This is a genomic window from Allobosea sp. WAO, from assembly GCF_001509835.1.
Taxonomy (GTDB): domain Bacteria; phylum Pseudomonadota; class Alphaproteobacteria; order Rhizobiales; family Beijerinckiaceae; genus Allobosea.
Genome location: NZ_JXTJ01000015.1, coordinates 30244 through 45299, shown reverse-complemented (window position 1 = coordinate 45299; position 15056 = coordinate 30244). Strand labels below are relative to the sequence as shown.

The window sequence follows — 15056 nt, the reverse complement described above, 5'->3', positions numbered from 1 at the left end:
GCCTCATCTGCATGCGCGCATAACCACAAGGGGAGATACCATGAAATTCGTCGCTCACGCCTTGGCCGCGGTCGCATTGGCCGCCACGGCAGGCCATGTCGCACCGGCCGCGGCCCAACAGACCCTGACGATCTCGTCCTGGGGCGGCGCCTACCAGAAGGCGCAGAGGGAGGCCTGGTTCAACATCGTCGAGAAGGAGCTCGGCGTGACGATCAAGGAGGAGACCACCTCCGGCGTCGCCGATGTGCGCGCGCAGGTGGCCTCCGGGCGCCCGACCTGGGATCTCGTCCAGCAGGGCAATTATGGCTGCGCGCTGCTCGACAAGGAAGGCAACACCGAGCCGCTGACGCCGGCCATCCTCGGGGTCAAGGGCATCGCCGACAATATGAAGGGCAAGGGCTGGATCTCGAATCTGGTCTACGCCACGACCCTGGCCTGGAGCGACGAGAAGTATCGCGACAAGAAGCCGTCGAGCTGGGCCGACATGTGGGACACCAAGACCTTCCCCGGCGGCCGCACCATGCGCCGCAGCCCGGTCTACGCGCTCGAATCCGCCCTGCTCGCCGACGGCGTGTCGATGGACAAGCTCTACCCGCTCGACACTGCGCGCGCCTTCAAGAAGCTAGAGGCGATCAAGAAGGACGTCGTCGTCTGGTGGGCCTCCGGCGCCCAGTCTCAGCAGGTGCTGAAGGATCGCGAGGTCGAGATGGCGGCGATCTGGAACGGCCGCGCCGAAGCCCTCGCGACCGAGGGTGAGAAGGTGAGTCTGACCTTCAACCAGCAGATGCTGCTGACGGACTGCTGGGTCGTGCCCAAGGGCGCCAAGAACAAGGACCTGGCGATGAAGGCGATCGAGATCATGAGCCGTCCGGAGGTCCAGGCCCGTATCGCCCTGTACATCAATTACGGCCCGGCCAATGTCGAGGCCTTCAACACGGGCATCATCAAGCCGGAGGTCGCAGCGAAGCTGCCCAGCTCCCCGGAGAACGCCAAGAAGGGCTTCGTGCTCGACGCGAACTACTGGGCCGCGAATCTCGACGAGCTGACCAAGCAGTTCGACCTGTTCATCCAGCGCTGAACACGAGCGGCCGGGCCTGCCCGGGCCCGGCCGCCCTCGCATGAAAAGGTAACAGGATGACAGTCATGGCTACACCTGCCGACGCTCCGGCGGCCGGTGGCAACCGCAGCGCCTCCCTGCCGATCACGATCGAGCGCCTGGTCAAGTCATACGGCTCCTTCAAGGCGCTCGACGATGTCAGCCTGTCGATCAGGAGCGGCGAGTTCATCACCCTGCTCGGCCCCTCCGGCTCCGGCAAGACCACGCTGCTGATGGTGCTCGCCGGTTTCGTGCGGCCGCAATCGGGCAGCGTCCGCTTCGCCGATCGGGAGGTGGTGCTGCTGCCGCCGCACAAGCGCGACATCGGCATGGTGTTCCAGAACTATGCGCTGTTCCCGCACATGACGGTCGCGGGCAATCTCGCTTACCCACTCAAGCTGCGAAACGTGCCGGCGCGGGAGATCGCCGGGCGGGTCGAGCGCGCGCTCGATCTCATTCAGCTGAGCGCTTTCGGCGAGCGGCGCATCGACCAGTTGTCCGGCGGCCAGCGCCAGCGTGTCGCGTTGGCGCGCGCGGTCATCTTCGAGCCGCGTATCCTGCTGATGGACGAGCCGCTCTCCGCGCTCGACAAGAATCTGCGCGAGCAGATGCAGCTCGAGGTCCGTCGCCTGCATGATCGCCTCGGCATGACCACGGTCTACGTGACGCACGACCAGCGCGAGGCGCTGACGATGTCGGACCGGATCGCGGTGATCAACCGCGGCCGCGTCGTCCAGCTCGACCGTCCCCGCGAACTCTACGAGCGGCCGGCCACGCATTTCGTCGCGAGCTTCATCGGCGAGTCCTCGACCTTGCCCATCGAGGTCCGGGATGGGCGGCCGAGCTTCGCCGGCGCCCCACTGCTCAGCGCGGCGCCGGCACCGGCGAGCAGCGCGTCGAGCTTCCTCGTGCTGCGACCGGAAAAGCTGCGCCTCCTTGCCGATGCGGCGCCGGCCGAGGCCAACGTCATCGCCGGCCATGTCCGCCAGAACGTCTTCCAAGGCGACAGCATCGTCACCTATGTCAGGACCGCGAGCGATCATGAGATCGCGATCCGGCGCTCCCTGCGCACGGACGAAGTCCTCCCCGAGATGGGCACCGCGGTCCGGGTCGGGTTTTCCGCCGAGGACGCGATCATCGTCCCAGCCGACGCGGATGCCCCGCAAACGGGCCGGTCATGACGCTGGCTCTGGATCAGATCGCAGCCGGCGGCACGGCGTCCGGAGCCAATGAGGAGGCGCTGCGGCGCCAGGCCCATGGCGAGCGACGCTCGATGCTGGCGCTGACGCTGCCGGCGCTCCTGCTCGTCGGCTTCGTCGTGCTCATCCCGATAGCCTGGCTGTTCTGGCTGTCCTTCGTCGACAAGAGCGGCTTCACCCTCATCCACTACCAGAGGCTGCTGCACCCGACCTATCTGCTGACGCTGCGGACCACTTTCGAGCTGGCCTTCACTGTCACCGTGGTCTGCCTGCTGCTCGGCTACCCGCTGGCGTACCTCGCCTCGCAGCTGCCGCGGCGCTGGGCGAGCCTCGTCCTGCTCTGCGTGCTCTTCCCGTTCTGGACTTCGCTGCTGGTGCGGACCTACGCTTGGCTGGTGCTGCTGCAGCGCCGGGGCCTCGTCAATACCTGGCTGCAGAAGCTCGGCATCATCGAGGAGCCGTTGCGGCTGGTGCATAATTTCACCGGCACGGCGATCGGCATGACCCACATCATGCTGCCCTTCATGGTGCTACCGCTCTACGCGACCATGAAGACGATCAGCGAGGATTACATGCGCGCGGCCGCCAATCTCGGCGCCTCGCCGATCCGCGCCTTCTGGCAGATCTATGTGCCGCTCTCCTTCCCGGGCCTCGCGGCCGGCCTGATCGTCGTCTTCGTGCTGTCGCTCGGCTTCTACGTCACCCCCGCCCTGCTCGGCGGCGGCCGCGTGATGATGTGGGCGATGCAGATCGAGCGTTCGACCACCGTCTATGCCGACTGGGGCGCCGCCAGCGCCATGGGCGTCGTCCTCCTGGTCATCACGCTCGGCATCCTCTGGCTGGTCGCGAAGCTGACCGGCTCGGCGAAACTCGGGGAGGCACGCTGATGCTGCGACAGCCAGCTACGAGCACGCAGATCACCCATCTCGACAGGCTCTGGCTCTATGTCCTGTGCGGTCTGGTCATCGTCTTCCTGATCGCACCGACGCTGCTCGTGATCCCGATGAGCTTCTCGGATTCGCGCTACCTGTCGTTCCCGCCGGAATCCTGGTCGCTGCGCTGGTATCGTGCCTATTTCGGCTCGCTCGAATGGCGCGACGCCACGGTCGTGTCGCTGCAAGCCGCCTTCCTGACGACCATCGTCGCGACCGTGACCGGCACGCTCGCCGCCTATGGCCTACACCTCGCACGCAGCGGTGCCGGACGCCTCGTCCAGGTCGCCCTGACGCTGCCGATGATGATCCCGGTCATCCTGCTCGCCATCGGCATCTTCCTGTTCTTCGCGCCGCTGGAGCTGAACAATTCGCTGTCGGGCCTCGTGCTCGCGCATACGGTGCTGGCGCTGCCGCTCGTGCTGATCTCGGTCACGGCCGGGTTCAAGAGCTTCGACATGAACCAGGAGATGGTCGCCCGCAGCATGGGGGCCTCGCGCCCGCGCGCCTTCCTCACCGTGACCCTGCCGCAGATCCGCAATTCCGTGATCTCCGGCGCCCTGCTCGCCTTCATCACCTCGCTCGACGAGGTGGTGATCGGCCTGCTGATCGCCGGCGGCGACAAGGCGACCTTGACGCGGCGCATGTTCCTCGCCTTGCGCGACGAGATCGACCCCACGATCGCGGCGATCTCGTCGCTGCTGATCGTCCTGTCGATCGTGCTGCTGGCGGTGTCCCAGTACTTCCAATCCGAACCTCGCGATTAGACGACCGGCTCAAGGTCGCCAAAGGAGATCCGACGTGGTGCTGCATTTCGAGAAAGCCGAATTCGATCAACGCGTCGCCAATGCGCGAGCCGCGATGCGGCGCGAAGGCCTCGACGCCCTGCTGCTCTTCGCCCAGGAGAGCACCTATTACCTCACCGGCTACGACACGAGCGGCTTCGTCTTCTTCCAGTGTGCGGTGCTGACCGCGGATGAGCGGCCGATGACGCTGCTGACGCGCCGGCCGGATCTCGAGCAGGCGCGGCGAACCTCGACCTTCGAGGACATCAGGCTCTGGTACGATGCGCCCGGCATGGACCCGTCGCGCGAGCTGATGGCGATCCTGGAGGAGAAGGGCCTGAAGGGGGCCCGGGTCGGCATCGAGATGCGCACCTTCGGCCTGACGGCCGATAATTACGCCCTCGTCCACAACCGCCTGTCCCCGTGGTGCACGCTGGTCGACGCGTCCAACCTGGTCCGCGGCCTGCGCGTCGTAAAGTCGGCGGCCGAAATCGCCTATGTCAGGCGCGCCGCCGAACTCGCCGACGACTCGCTCGTCGCGATGATCGAGAACGCGCGTCCAGGCAGCTTCGAGGGCGACATCGCCGCGGCGGGCTCGGTCCCGATCCTGGCGGGCGGCGGAGATCCGCCGCCTTCTGGCCCCGTGCTCGGATCTGGCGATCGCGCCCTGCTCGTCAGGAGTGCCACCGGCTTCAGAACGCTCGACGGCGAGGACCAGCTGACCATCGAGCACGCCGCGAGCTATCGCCGCTATTGCGCCTGCCTGATGCGGACGATCGCAATCGGCCGCGCCCAGCCGCTGCAGCAGCGCATGTTCGCGGTGACGCACGAGGCGATCGCGGCCATGACCGAGGCCGCCCGGCCGGGCAACACGATCGGCAATATCGACGATGCCCATCGCCGCGTCTTCGACAAGGAGGGCTTCGGCGGCTCGCGCATGTCCGCCTGCGGCTACTCGCTGGGCGCAACCTATCGGCCGTCCTGGATGGACGTCCCGCCGATGATCTATTCCGGCAATGAGATGCCGGTCGCACCCGGCATGATCCTGTTCCTGCACGCCATCTTGATCGATGCGCCCAACAACCTGGCGATGTCGCTCGGCTACACGATCCTGACCACCGAGGGGTCCGCCGAGGTGCTGAGCCGCATCCAGCCGGAATACGTGGTCACGACCTGATCCTTAGCCGCCGGCTGCTTCGGACGCCCTCCTGTCTCCAGGTGAGAAACCATGCCTGCGAACGACCTGTTCACGCCCGATTTCCTGCCGCGTCCCTATTGGTGGGATGCGGCCCATCCGGTGAAGGAAGAGGACGGCGCCCTGCCGGAACGCGCCGATGTCGCGATCATCGGCGGCGGCTACACCGGCCTGTCCTGCGCGCTGGAACTCAGGCGGCAGGGCGTCGAGGCCGTGGTGATCGAGGCCGACGAGATCGGCTTCAACGCCAGCTCGCGCAATGGCGGGCTGGTCACCGGCGGCGTGAAGCTGGCGCTCAGTGATTTCTCCCGCGAGCTCGGCAAGGAACGCGCCGACCGCCTGACCGCCGAAGCGATCGGAACCCTCCAGTTCCTCGAGGACCTGATCGCCCGGGAACGGATCGACTGCGACTTCCAGAGGACCGGCCGCTTCGTCGCCGCCTATTCGCGCAAGCATTACGACCACCTCGCCGCCAATAGCGACCGCATCGCGGCCCTGACCGGCGGGCGCTGCGAGATGGTGCCGCCAGAGCGGCAGAGGGAGGAGATCGGCAGCGATCATTATCGCGGCGGCCAGTTCGTTGAGGCTGCCGGCGGCCTGCACCCCGCCAAATACGTTCGCGGCCTCGCCGAGGCCGCAAGGCGCGCGGGGGCGCGACTGGTCGACCGCACAAAAGTGCAGCGGATGAGCCGCAGCGCCGATGGCTGGCGCCTGGAGACCAGCGCCGGCGCGATCACCGCGCAGAAGGTCATGGTCGCGACCAATGGCTATACCGGCGAGGCCACGCCCTGGATGCGGCGCAGGGTCGTGCCGGTGGCTAGCTTCCTGATCGCGACCGAGCCGCTGTCGCCCGGTCTCGCGGCCGAGCTGGTGCCCAACCGGCGCATGCTGGCCGACACGCGGCGGGTACTCAGCTATTTCCGCCTGTCGCCGGACGGAAGGCGCGTGCTCTGGGGCGGCCGCGTCGGCACCGCAGCCATGGACCCGCGCGAGAGCGCGCGGCGCCTCCATGCTGTGATGACGACGGTCTGGCCGCAGCTTCGCGACGTGCGCGTCAGCCACAGCTGGAACGGCAATGTCGCCTTCACCTTCGACTTCCGGCCGCATCTGGGCAGCCATGAGGGGGTACACTACGCGCTGGGCTGCCAGGGCAACGGCGTCGCGATGCAGAGCTGGCTCGGCTTCCAGGCCGCACGCGCCATCGCCGGCTCGGGCAACGCGCCGAGCGCCTTCGCCGACCTGCCCTTCCCGACCGCGCCGCTCTATGACGGCCGGCCCTGGTTCCTGCCGATGATGCTCGCCTGGTACCGGCTGCGCGACCAGATCGACCGGATGGCCTCCTGAACGAACGCACGTTCCCGCGTGCCTTTGGCCCGGCCGGTGACTGGAGCCGACCGCATTGCTCCCCAGCGCTTTCGACGAGGACACGACCATGACGACGATGGCAGATGAGCGGCGCAGGCTGCTGGAGTGGCTCGACGCCGAGCGCGACGAGATCATCGAGCTGCTGCGTGCCCTGCTGCGGGAGCGCGGGCCGAACCCGCCGGGAGACACGCGCTCGACCGCGGATGTCGTGCGCGCCTACCTGAATGCTCGTGGCCTCGATCACCGCATCATTTCCCCCCATCCCGAGATGCCGAACATCGTCGCCAGCTTCGACGGCGCGAACCCGGGCCGGCATCTCGTGCTGAACGGCCATCTCGACGTCTTCCCGGTCGCCCCGGACCTCGCGGGCTGGACGAAGGACCCGTGGGGCGCCGAGATCGAAGGCGGCAAGATCTACGGACGCGGCGCCTGCGACATGAAACCGGGCACGACGGCATCGATCGTGACCTACGCCATGCTGCATCGCCTGCGCGAGAGCCTGGGCGGGCGGCTGACCCTGACCTGCGTCTCGGACGAGGAGACCTTCGGTCCCTGGGGTGCACGCTACCTCATGGAGCATCACCCGGAAGTGCATGGCGACTGCCTGCTGAACGGCGAACCCGGCGGGCCGGAATCGATCCGCTTCGGCGAGCGCGGACCGCTCTGGATCGCCTTCACCTTGCGGGCCAAGGGCGCGCACGGCGCCTATGTGCACGCGACCGACAGCGCGACCAAGCTCGCCATGCGCCTCGCGACGGAGCTCGAGAGCCTGACCGAGATCGAGGCGCCGCTCTCGCACAATCTGCAGCGCGCCATCGAGCAGAGCCGGCCGGTGATGGACCGGATGATGGGCGAAGGCGCCGGCGAGCTGGTGAACCGGGTCACGCTCAACATCGGCACGATCCAGGGCGGCGAGAAGGTCAACATGATCCCGTCGCACTGCACCTTCCAGGCGGATTTCCGCTTGCCGGTCGGCATGAGCAAGGCCGATCTCCTGCCGAAGATCGCCGAGATCGCCGCCCGCTACCCGCAGGCGAGCTGGGAGGTGGTCGGCGGCGACGAGCCATCCTGGTGCGATCCCGACCACGAGATGGTGGCGATCATCCAGAAGAACGTCGAGGAAGCCGGCAGGCCGCGCCCGCAGCCGATCGTCAGCCTCGGCGGAACCGATGCGCGGCTCTGGCGGCACCGTGGTGTCCCCGCCTATGTTTATGGCCCCTACCCGCACGGCATGGGTTCGCATGACGAGCATGTCGACATCGAGGAGTTCCTCCATGTCGTGCGCACGCATGTCCTGTCAGCCTTCGACTATCTCAGCCGTTCCACGACCTAGTCTGCTGGTGCGTCTGGTCTAGGCGAGATGGCACCCGCTCAAACAGCGTCGTTGCCCTTCCGCCAGATCGGAAGATCATGCAAAGCGCTTATCCGTCGCCAAGGCTCGAACCCATCGTCCAGCTTTGATCAAGTTGCGTGGCTCGACCTTCGGAGCGCAGCTTGATCAAATGCGCCAATACATTGCGCTCGGCCGCCTGCCGCAGCCAGGGGTGCGTCTGCGAATAGAGCCGGTCGACGAGATCGTGCGGGCGATACGGGCCCTCGCGCAGGGCCTGGGCGATCGCGTCCTCGCGCTTGATCCTGTTTTCGAGCAGTTCGCGGATATAGGGCGCCGGATTGGGGAGCGGCGGCCCATGCCCCGGCAGAAGCAGGCGATCCTCCCGCTTCAGCATCCGCCGCAGGCTCTGGAAATAGGCGGCCATGTCGCCGCCCGGTGGCGAGACGACGCTGCTCGACCACGTCATGACATGGTCGGCGCTGAAGACGACGCCGTCCGGCCGCGCGAAGCAGAGATGGTCGCCGGCATGGCCGGGCGTATGGATGGCGATGAGGCCCGCAACGCGATCGCCATCGCGCAGCGGCACATCCGGCTGGAATGCCGGATCGGCACTGCGATGGAAGGCGAAGGTGCTGGCGCCGCTCTGGGCCTGCAACGCCGGCAGCGCGCCGAGATGATCGGAATGCGTATGGCTGAGCAGGATCGACGCGATGCGCCCTCGGGTCGCGGCCAGGATCGCCGCGACATGCGCCGTATCGTCCGGCCCCGGGTCGAGGACGACGACACCTTCCCCCGTCTCGATCAGATAGGTGTTGGTGCCGTGATAGGTCATCAGCCCGGGATTGCCGGCGACGATGCGCCTGATCCCCGGCGCGACCTCGGTCGCAAGGCCCCGCTCCGGCTCCGGCTCAGTCAGATAGGGCAAGATCCCTCCCCCAGCCGTGCCGAGACGCCGCCACGCCGGGCAGTGACTCCGGCGCTAGAGGCTATGCGGCTCCGCATATCTCAGCGCTCCAGCCGACGGGCGACATAGAGCTGCGTGGGGACCACCACGGCAAGCAGCGCCGCCATCAGCAGGACCGCCAGGGCCGCTGCGCCCGGAAGGTCGGGGAACTGCCAGAGGTTCCACAGCGTCGAAGCGGCGACGAGATTGCCGGTAGACATCAGCATCAGCGGCACCGTCAGGTCGCGGGCGCTGTGGGCGAAGACCCAGAGCCAGCCATTGAGGATTTGCGGCCAGACCAACGGGAAGGTGACCTTGCGCAGCGAGGTCAGCCAGCTCGCTCCGCTGATCAGCGCAGCGTCGCCAAGCTCCTTGTGGATCTGGATCAGGGCGCTGCTCATCGTCCGGACGCCGAAGGCGATGTAGATCGTCACATGGCCGAGGACGAGGATCCAGACCGTGCCGTAGAGTGGCGTGTTGAGATAGAGCAGAAGGATCGCAAGCACGAGCACGATGGGCGGGATCGCCATCGGCAGGAAGGACAGGGCGTCGAGAATCTTGCCGGCCCGACTGTTCGAGCGCACCGTGAACCAGCCGATCAGGCAGGAGATCAGCATCACGATCGTCGCGCTCGAGACCACGAGGATGACCGTGTTGAGCACGGCGCGCGAGATCATCGGATTGGTCAGCACGCGGCGATAGATGTCGAAGGACAGGCCACCGAGCGCCGAAAGGCTCGGCGTGGTGTAGGAGGGCTGCAGGCTGACCCAGATCAGGATCAGGAGCGGCAGCATCATCACCGCGCAATAGCCGAAGGTGAAGCCGAGCGCAGCGAAGCGCCAGCGGCCGAGCCTGATGCGCTTCGGCCTGAAGGCCTTGCCGGTGACGACGCGGAAGCGCTCGCCGAGCCGCGTCGCGCGCATATAGGCCCACATCAGCCCGCCCGCGACCACCAGCAGCAGCACGCCGAAGGCCGAGGCCAGCCCGTAATTCGGCAGGCCGTTATCGGGCGAGGACAACAGGTAGACGCGCGTCGAGAGGACCGGCACATCGGCCGACAGGCCGATGATCAGCGGCAGGTCGAAGGCCTGCACCACCGCCATGAACATGTAGATGCCGATCGAGAACAGGCCGGGCGTCAGCAGCGGCAGCGTCACGCGGGTCAGCGTCGCCCAGGAACCGCCGCCGTGGACGCGCGCCGCCAGCTCCAGATTCGGGTCCATGTTGCGCAACAGGCCGCTGATCATCACGAAAGCGGTCGGCACCACCGCGAAGGAGGTGACGATGATGAGCGACCAGAAGGAATAGATCGTGAGGATCGGCTGCAGGAAGCCGAAGAGCTCGCGGAACATCACGTTCAGCGCGCCGTTGCCGGGGTTGAGCAGCAGGATCCAGCCGAAGCCGACGACCAGCGCCGGCACCATCATCCAGGCGAACATCAGGATGCGCACCAGAATGCGGCCGGGCATGTCGGTGCGCTCGGTGCACCAGGCGATGGCGGTAGCGATGGCAACGCCCATCGTCATGCTCGACAGCGCATAGACCGCGGTGTTCCAGACCAGGCTCAGCGTGCGCGGGCTCTGAAGCAGCTGGACATAGTTCTTCAGCGTGAACTCGAGCGTCTCCAGCGGCATCGCCTCGGACGGCGCCAGCGACGTCCGGATCAGCAGCAGGACCGGCCCGAGGACGAGGACCGAGACGACCGCGAGCAAGAGCGCGAGCACCACCTTCTGCTGGTCGAGCCCTGCGCTCGGACGGCGGGCGGCCGCGATCGAACCGCCGCTCATTTCAGGCTCCCGGAGGAGGCCGGCTCATCCGCGGGCACGATGACGCAGCGCTCGGGCGGCAACTCCAGGACGAGCTCATGCCCGACCGAGAGAGCGGTATAGGGATCGAGCATCAGGGTCAGCTTGCGGCCGCCAACCTCGACCTCGGTCTCCACGACGTCGCCGAGGAAGGTCATGGCATCGACCCGCGCCTTGAAGCGATTGGGACCGGACGCCTCGGTCGCCGGCGCGACCAAGATCGCCTGCGGGCGGACCACGACCATGACCTGCGCACCCGGCGCGAGTTCGGGACCGGCGACGCCGGAGATCGGGCCGATCGCCGTCTGAGCGCGCCCTGTCGAGCCGCCAGCCTCGAGCACGCCGGGTAGGAGATTGCTGCGGCCCATGAAATCGGCGGTGAAGACGCTGTTGGGCCGGAGATAGATGTCGCGCGGCGAGCCCTGCTGGACGATCTTGCCAGCCTTCATCAGCACGATCTGGTCGGACATGCCGATCGCCTCGACCTGGTCATGCGTGACGAAGAGCGTGGTGATCCCCAGCGATTTGACGAGATTGCGGATCTCGGTGCGCATCGTGTCGCGCAGCTTCGCGTCGAGATTGGAGAGCGGCTCGTCGAGCAGGAGCAGGCGCGGCTCGTGCACCAGCGCGCGGGCGAGCGCCACGCGCTGCTGCTGGCCGCCGGAAAGCAGCGGCGCCGGGCGGTCGGCGAGATGGCCGAGTTCGACCATCTCGAGCGCCTTGAGCACGCGCGGCCGCACCTCATGGCTCGGCGCACGCTTGACGCCGTAGATCAGCGGGAAGGCGACATTGTCGAAGACGCTCATATGCGGCCAAATCGCATAGGACTGGAAGACCATGCCGAGTTCGCGGCGATTGGCCGGCACCAGCAGGTTCTCGCGCGACGAGAAGACCGCCCTGTCGCCCATCTGGATCACGCCGGTGTCCGGGTTCTCCAGGCCGGCAATGCATTGCAGCGTCGTCGTCTTGCCGCAACCGGAGGGCCCGAGCAGCGTGAAAAACGAGCCTTCCTCGACCTTGAAGGAGACATCCCTGAGGGCGAGCATGGCGTCCTGGCCATGCTGTCCCGGATAGGATTTGACGAGGTTCTCGATCAACAGCATCGGGATTTCCGGCTTTCCGTCCATAAGGTCTTGCTCGGGAGGGGCCTTGCACCCCTCCCCGTTCGGCCCAGTCGCGCTCAGCGGGTCATCAGATCGGCGATGGCGCTGCGCACCGACAGCGCCTGCTTGGTGTCCTCGAGCGAGTTCTCGGTCAGGATCTTGGCGCCGGCCTTGACCCGCTCGGCGATCATTTCGGCGAGGGGCGAGCCCTTGTCGCCGGCGCGCGGCAGCGGCTCCTGAGCATTGGCGACGGTGATGCCTTCGGTCGTCAGCCAGGCCGCGAACAGGCGCGCGGCATTGGGGTTCGGCGCGCTTTCCGGGACATAGATGTAGAGGTTGTTCAGCGGGATGAAGTCACTGAACAGCTTGAACTTCACGCCCTCGCTGCGGCCGGCGATGTGGAAGGCCGAGAGGCCGACCGGCGCCTGACCGACCGAGATCGCCCGCGTCGCCGCCGCGGTGCCGCGCTCCAGCACCGGCTTGTTGTCGAGCGTCGCCTTCGCCATCTTCAGCGTCTCGTCCTTGCCGAGCGCGAAGGAATAGTAATCCAGCGGGTTGAGCGAGAAGGCGTTGATCGCGACGCGGCCGCGCCATTCGCTCTTCAGGAGCTCGGCCCAGGTGTTGGGCACGTCCTCGTCCTTGATCAGCTTCGGATTCCAGCCGATGCCGTAGGTCGCATCGAGGATCGGCAGCGCAGCGCCGCGCAGGTCCTTCATCACCCGGTTGGCGACTTCCTCGATCTGCGGGAACTGCTTGCCGAACACTTCGGCCCAGGGATAGGGCTTGAGGATCTGGCGCTCGAACAGCACCGAAGCCTCCTGCGCACCGCCGGCGCCGACCACGTCGACCGAGCCGCCGGCGCGGCCGCGTTCCGCGATCAGCTTGGTGCCGGTCTGGACCGGGTTCGCGGCGTTCCATTCGACGGTGATGTCGAGGCCGAAGCGCTCGTTGAACGCCTTGGCGATCGCGGCATGGGCCTGCGGCGTGCCCGGACTGCTGACCGCAACGAAGAGCCGGCCTTCCTTGCGCGCGCCTTCGAGAATCTGCTCGTAGCTAGGCGTCTGCGCCTGAGCTGCGCCGGCCGACAGGAATACGCTCGCCATAGCGGCGGCGGTCGTGAATAGAGAGCGAACGGTCGCCATGCTTTCCTCCTTCGCAGGGTGTGACCCGACTGATCTGCTTATAATTCCATTATGTGGAATTTATTATCGTTAACTTCGACTTAACTGTAAGCACCTTTGCCAATTGAGAGCAAAGGCGCTGACAAAACATCCACGATGTGGATCAAAACACCTCGATCAGGCCGGCAGCGCCCATGCCGCTGCCGACGCACATCGTCGCGACCGCGCGCCTGGCGCCACGGCGCCGCCCTTCGAACAGGGCATGCCCGAGCATGCGTGCGCCCGACATCCCATAGGGGTGACCGACGGCGATCGCGCCACCATCGACATTGAGGCGATCGGCCGGCAAGCCGAGCTTGTCGCGGCAGTAGAGCACCTGCACCGCGAAGGCCTCGTTGAGTTCCCAGAGGTCGATATCACCAACGGAAAGCCCCGCCCGTGACAGAAGACGCGGCACTGCGAAGACCGGACCGACGCCCATCTCGTCGGGCTCGCAGCCGGCGACCGCGAAATGCGAGAGCGCGCCGAGCGGCGACAGACCGAGCTTTTCGGCGAGCTTTTCCTCCATCACTACGCAAGCGGCAGCGCCATCCGAAAGCTGGCTGGCATTCCCGGCGGTGACGGTACCGCCCTGGCGGATCGGCTCGAGCTTGGCGAGACCGGCGGCGTTGGTGTCGGGACGATTGCCCTCGTCGCGGCTGAGGCGCACGGCCTCCTCGCTGGTTGTTCCCGTCGCCTTGTCGGTGTTGAGCTTGACGCTGTCCATCGGCGCGATCTCCGCGTCGAAGCGTCCCGCCTCCTGTGCCACGGCCGTGCGGCGCTGGCTTTCCAGCGCATAGGCATCCTGCGCGTCGCGACCGATGCCATAGCGCTTCGCCACCAGCTCAGCGGTGTCGAGCATCGGCATGTAGACGTCCGGCCGGTTCGCCTTCAGCCACTCATCGTGAAAGCGGTAGGTGTTCTTGTGCTCGTTCTGCACCAGGCTGATGGTCTCGACGCCGCCCGCCACGACCGCCTGCGCGCCATGGTTCGTGACGGCATCGACCGCCATGGCGATCGCCTGCAGGCCGGAAGAGCAGAAGCGGTTGATCGTCGCGCCGGCCACGGTGACCGGCAGCCCGGCGCGCAGCACCGCCTGGCGGGCAATATTGTAGCCGGAAGCTCCTTCCTGCATCGCGCAGCCGAGGATCACGTCCTCGATCAGCGCCGGATCGACCTTGGCCCGGGCGACCGCCTCGGCGACGACGTGGCCGGCGAGGCTCGCCGCATGGGTGTTGTTGAAGGCGCCGCGATAGGCCCGGCCCATCGGCGTGCGCGCGAAGGAAACGATGACAGCCCGGCGCATCACGCCCTCCCCTCAACCGGCGCGCCGGTTTCGCGCTGCCAGAGATCCATCAGCAACTCGTCGCCGCCTTCGTTGGATTCGAGCCGCCGGAGCCCGTGCGGATCGATCACCTCGCGGATCAGCCGCAATTCCTCGGCTGTCGGCACCGGCGTCACCGGGATCTCGCCCTCGGCATGAACGGTGAAGCCGGTCTTCTCCTGCACGCGCTCCAGCGTAACTCCGGGATGCAGGGAGACGACGCGCATCGAGTCGCCCGGCCCCTCGAAGTCAAAGACACCGAGATCGGTGACGACGAGGCCGGGCTTCGCACGGCGCACCGGGCGCGCAGGGCCGCCACCATCCTCATTGCCGCGGCCGCAGACGAAATCGACCTTGGCGACGATCGTCCGCGGATTGTGCCGGCGGATGTGATAGCAGAGCGAATCGCAGCCCCAGAGATCGTCGGGAACGCCGCGCGCGCCGACGAGCTGCGCCTTCGGCTTGGCCCAGGGGCCGATCACCGAAATGTTGGAGGCGCCGTACTGGTCGAGCTGGACCGTGCCGATCCAGATCTGCAGCTTGCCGTGGGCGATGAGATGGAACATCTCCTGCCAGCTCAGATTCATCCGCCCCGAGGCGGCCAGTGTCCATTCGTCGACCAGCGCCTTGGCGTGCACGTCGCAATCGGCGGCGGCGCGCGAGCCCGTGGTCAGGAAGAGATCCGGGACATGCAGCGCCTTGGCCAGACGCGCCGAGAGATCCGACAGGATCGTCGCGCCGACGCCCATGGCGTTGCCGCGGAACTCCTTGGCCATGCGGCTGATCAGGAGCTCTTCGAGAGAGTAGTCGGTCATC

At 66.9% G+C, this 15056-nt stretch carries 13 protein-coding genes; 7 read left to right on the top strand and 6 right to left on the bottom strand.

Annotated elements, in window-relative coordinates; all coding sequences use genetic code 11:
• Window positions 1-40 precede the first annotated feature (40 nt).
• The 7 genes from DK26_RS23610 (at window position 41) to DK26_RS23580 (ending at window position 7905) form a co-directional block, all read left to right on the top strand.
• Window positions 41-1078: an ABC transporter substrate-binding protein gene (locus DK26_RS23610; RefSeq protein WP_066477934.1), complete on the top strand. Its 1038-nt coding sequence runs from the start codon at window positions 41-43 to the stop codon at window positions 1076-1078.
• 65 nt (window positions 1079-1143) lie between these two features.
• Window positions 1144-2277, top strand: coding sequence for an ABC transporter ATP-binding protein (locus DK26_RS23605; RefSeq protein ID WP_066477925.1), 1134 nt, complete (start codon window positions 1144-1146; stop codon window positions 2275-2277).
• A complete protein-coding gene (locus tag DK26_RS23600) occupies window positions 2274-3182 on the top strand; it encodes an ABC transporter permease (protein ID WP_066477923.1) in 909 nt (302 codons plus the stop codon). Before DK26_RS23605 ends, DK26_RS23600 begins: the two co-directional genes overlap by 4 nt.
• Complete coding sequence (locus DK26_RS23595) at window positions 3182-3994, top strand: ABC transporter permease (protein ID WP_066477921.1); 813 nt, start codon at window positions 3182-3184, stop codon at window positions 3992-3994. The genes DK26_RS23600 and DK26_RS23595 overlap by 1 nt, the downstream gene beginning before the upstream one ends.
• Window positions 3995-4028: 34 nt before the next feature.
• On the top strand, window positions 4029-5189 hold the full coding sequence (locus DK26_RS23590; RefSeq protein WP_066477919.1) for a Xaa-Pro peptidase family protein: 1161 nt from the start codon (window positions 4029-4031) through the stop codon (window positions 5187-5189).
• Between the two features lie 51 nt (window positions 5190-5240).
• Window positions 5241-6551 (top strand): FAD-binding oxidoreductase, encoded by a 1311-nt coding sequence (locus DK26_RS23585; protein WP_066477916.1) that lies wholly within the window; start codon window positions 5241-5243, stop codon window positions 6549-6551.
• A gap of 88 nt (window positions 6552-6639) precedes the next feature.
• A complete protein-coding gene (locus DK26_RS23580; protein ID WP_248310090.1) occupies window positions 6640-7905 on the top strand; it encodes a M20/M25/M40 family metallo-hydrolase in 1266 nt (421 codons plus the stop codon).
• 88 nt (window positions 7906-7993) lie between these two features.
• On the opposite strand, the gene DK26_RS23575 is transcribed toward DK26_RS23580, so the two are convergent.
• The 6 genes from DK26_RS23575 to DK26_RS23550 all read right to left on the bottom strand — a co-directional run bounded on the left by DK26_RS23575 (window position 7994) and on the right by DK26_RS23550 (window position 15055).
• A complete protein-coding gene (locus tag DK26_RS23575) occupies window positions 7994-8830 on the bottom strand; it encodes an MBL fold metallo-hydrolase (RefSeq protein ID WP_066477914.1) in 837 nt (278 codons plus the stop codon).
• Between the two features lie 80 nt (window positions 8831-8910).
• A complete protein-coding gene (locus tag DK26_RS23570) occupies window positions 8911-10635 on the bottom strand; it encodes an iron ABC transporter permease (RefSeq protein WP_066477911.1) in 1725 nt (574 codons plus the stop codon).
• A complete protein-coding gene (locus DK26_RS23565) occupies window positions 10632-11756 on the bottom strand; it encodes an ABC transporter ATP-binding protein (protein ID WP_066477908.1) in 1125 nt (374 codons plus the stop codon). Before DK26_RS23565 ends, DK26_RS23570 begins: the two co-directional genes overlap by 4 nt.
• Before the next feature lie 77 nt (window positions 11757-11833).
• Complete coding sequence (locus DK26_RS23560) at window positions 11834-12898, bottom strand: extracellular solute-binding protein (protein WP_066477906.1); 1065 nt, start codon at window positions 12896-12898, stop codon at window positions 11834-11836.
• Window positions 12899-13040: 142 nt separating this feature from the next.
• Window positions 13041-14222, bottom strand: a complete 1182-nt coding sequence (locus tag DK26_RS23555) for an acetyl-CoA C-acyltransferase (RefSeq protein ID WP_066477899.1) — start codon at window positions 14220-14222, stop codon at window positions 13041-13043.
• The gene (locus DK26_RS23550; protein ID WP_066477896.1) at window positions 14222-15055 is read right to left on the bottom strand and encodes a CoA-transferase; all 834 of its coding nucleotides are present in this window, start codon (window positions 15053-15055) and stop codon (window positions 14222-14224) included. The genes DK26_RS23555 and DK26_RS23550 overlap by 1 nt, the downstream gene beginning before the upstream one ends.
• Between the last annotated feature and the right edge of the window lies 1 nt (window position 15056).

Bases quoted from the DNA above. Each gene is read 5' to 3' on its own strand.
- DK26_RS23580 (WP_248310090.1), top strand. From the start codon at position 6,640: ATGACGACGATGGCAGATGAGCGGCGCAGGCTGCTGGAGTGGCTCGAC.
- DK26_RS23565 (WP_066477908.1), bottom strand. From the start codon at position 11,756: ATGCTGTTGATCGAGAACCTCGTCAAATCCTATCCGGGACAGCATGGC.
- DK26_RS23610 (WP_066477934.1), top strand. From the start codon at position 41: ATGAAATTCGTCGCTCACGCCTTGGCCGCGGTCGCATTGGCCGCCACG.
- DK26_RS23560 (WP_066477906.1), bottom strand. From the start codon at position 12,898: ATGGCGACCGTTCGCTCTCTATTCACGACCGCCGCCGCTATGGCGAGC.
- DK26_RS23605 (WP_066477925.1), top strand. From the start codon at position 1,144: ATGGCTACACCTGCCGACGCTCCGGCGGCCGGTGGCAACCGCAGCGCC.
- DK26_RS23585 (WP_066477916.1), top strand. From the start codon at position 5,241: ATGCCTGCGAACGACCTGTTCACGCCCGATTTCCTGCCGCGTCCCTAT.
- DK26_RS23595 (WP_066477921.1), top strand. From the start codon at position 3,182: ATGCTGCGACAGCCAGCTACGAGCACGCAGATCACCCATCTCGACAGG.
- DK26_RS23555 (WP_066477899.1), bottom strand. From the start codon at position 14,222: ATGCGCCGGGCTGTCATCGTTTCCTTCGCGCGCACGCCGATGGGCCGG.
- DK26_RS23570 (WP_066477911.1), bottom strand. From the start codon at position 10,635: ATGAGCGGCGGTTCGATCGCGGCCGCCCGCCGTCCGAGCGCAGGGCTC.
- DK26_RS23550 (WP_066477896.1), bottom strand. From the start codon at position 15,055: ATGACCGACTACTCTCTCGAAGAGCTCCTGATCAGCCGCATGGCCAAG.
- DK26_RS23600 (WP_066477923.1), top strand. From the start codon at position 2,274: ATGACGCTGGCTCTGGATCAGATCGCAGCCGGCGGCACGGCGTCCGGA.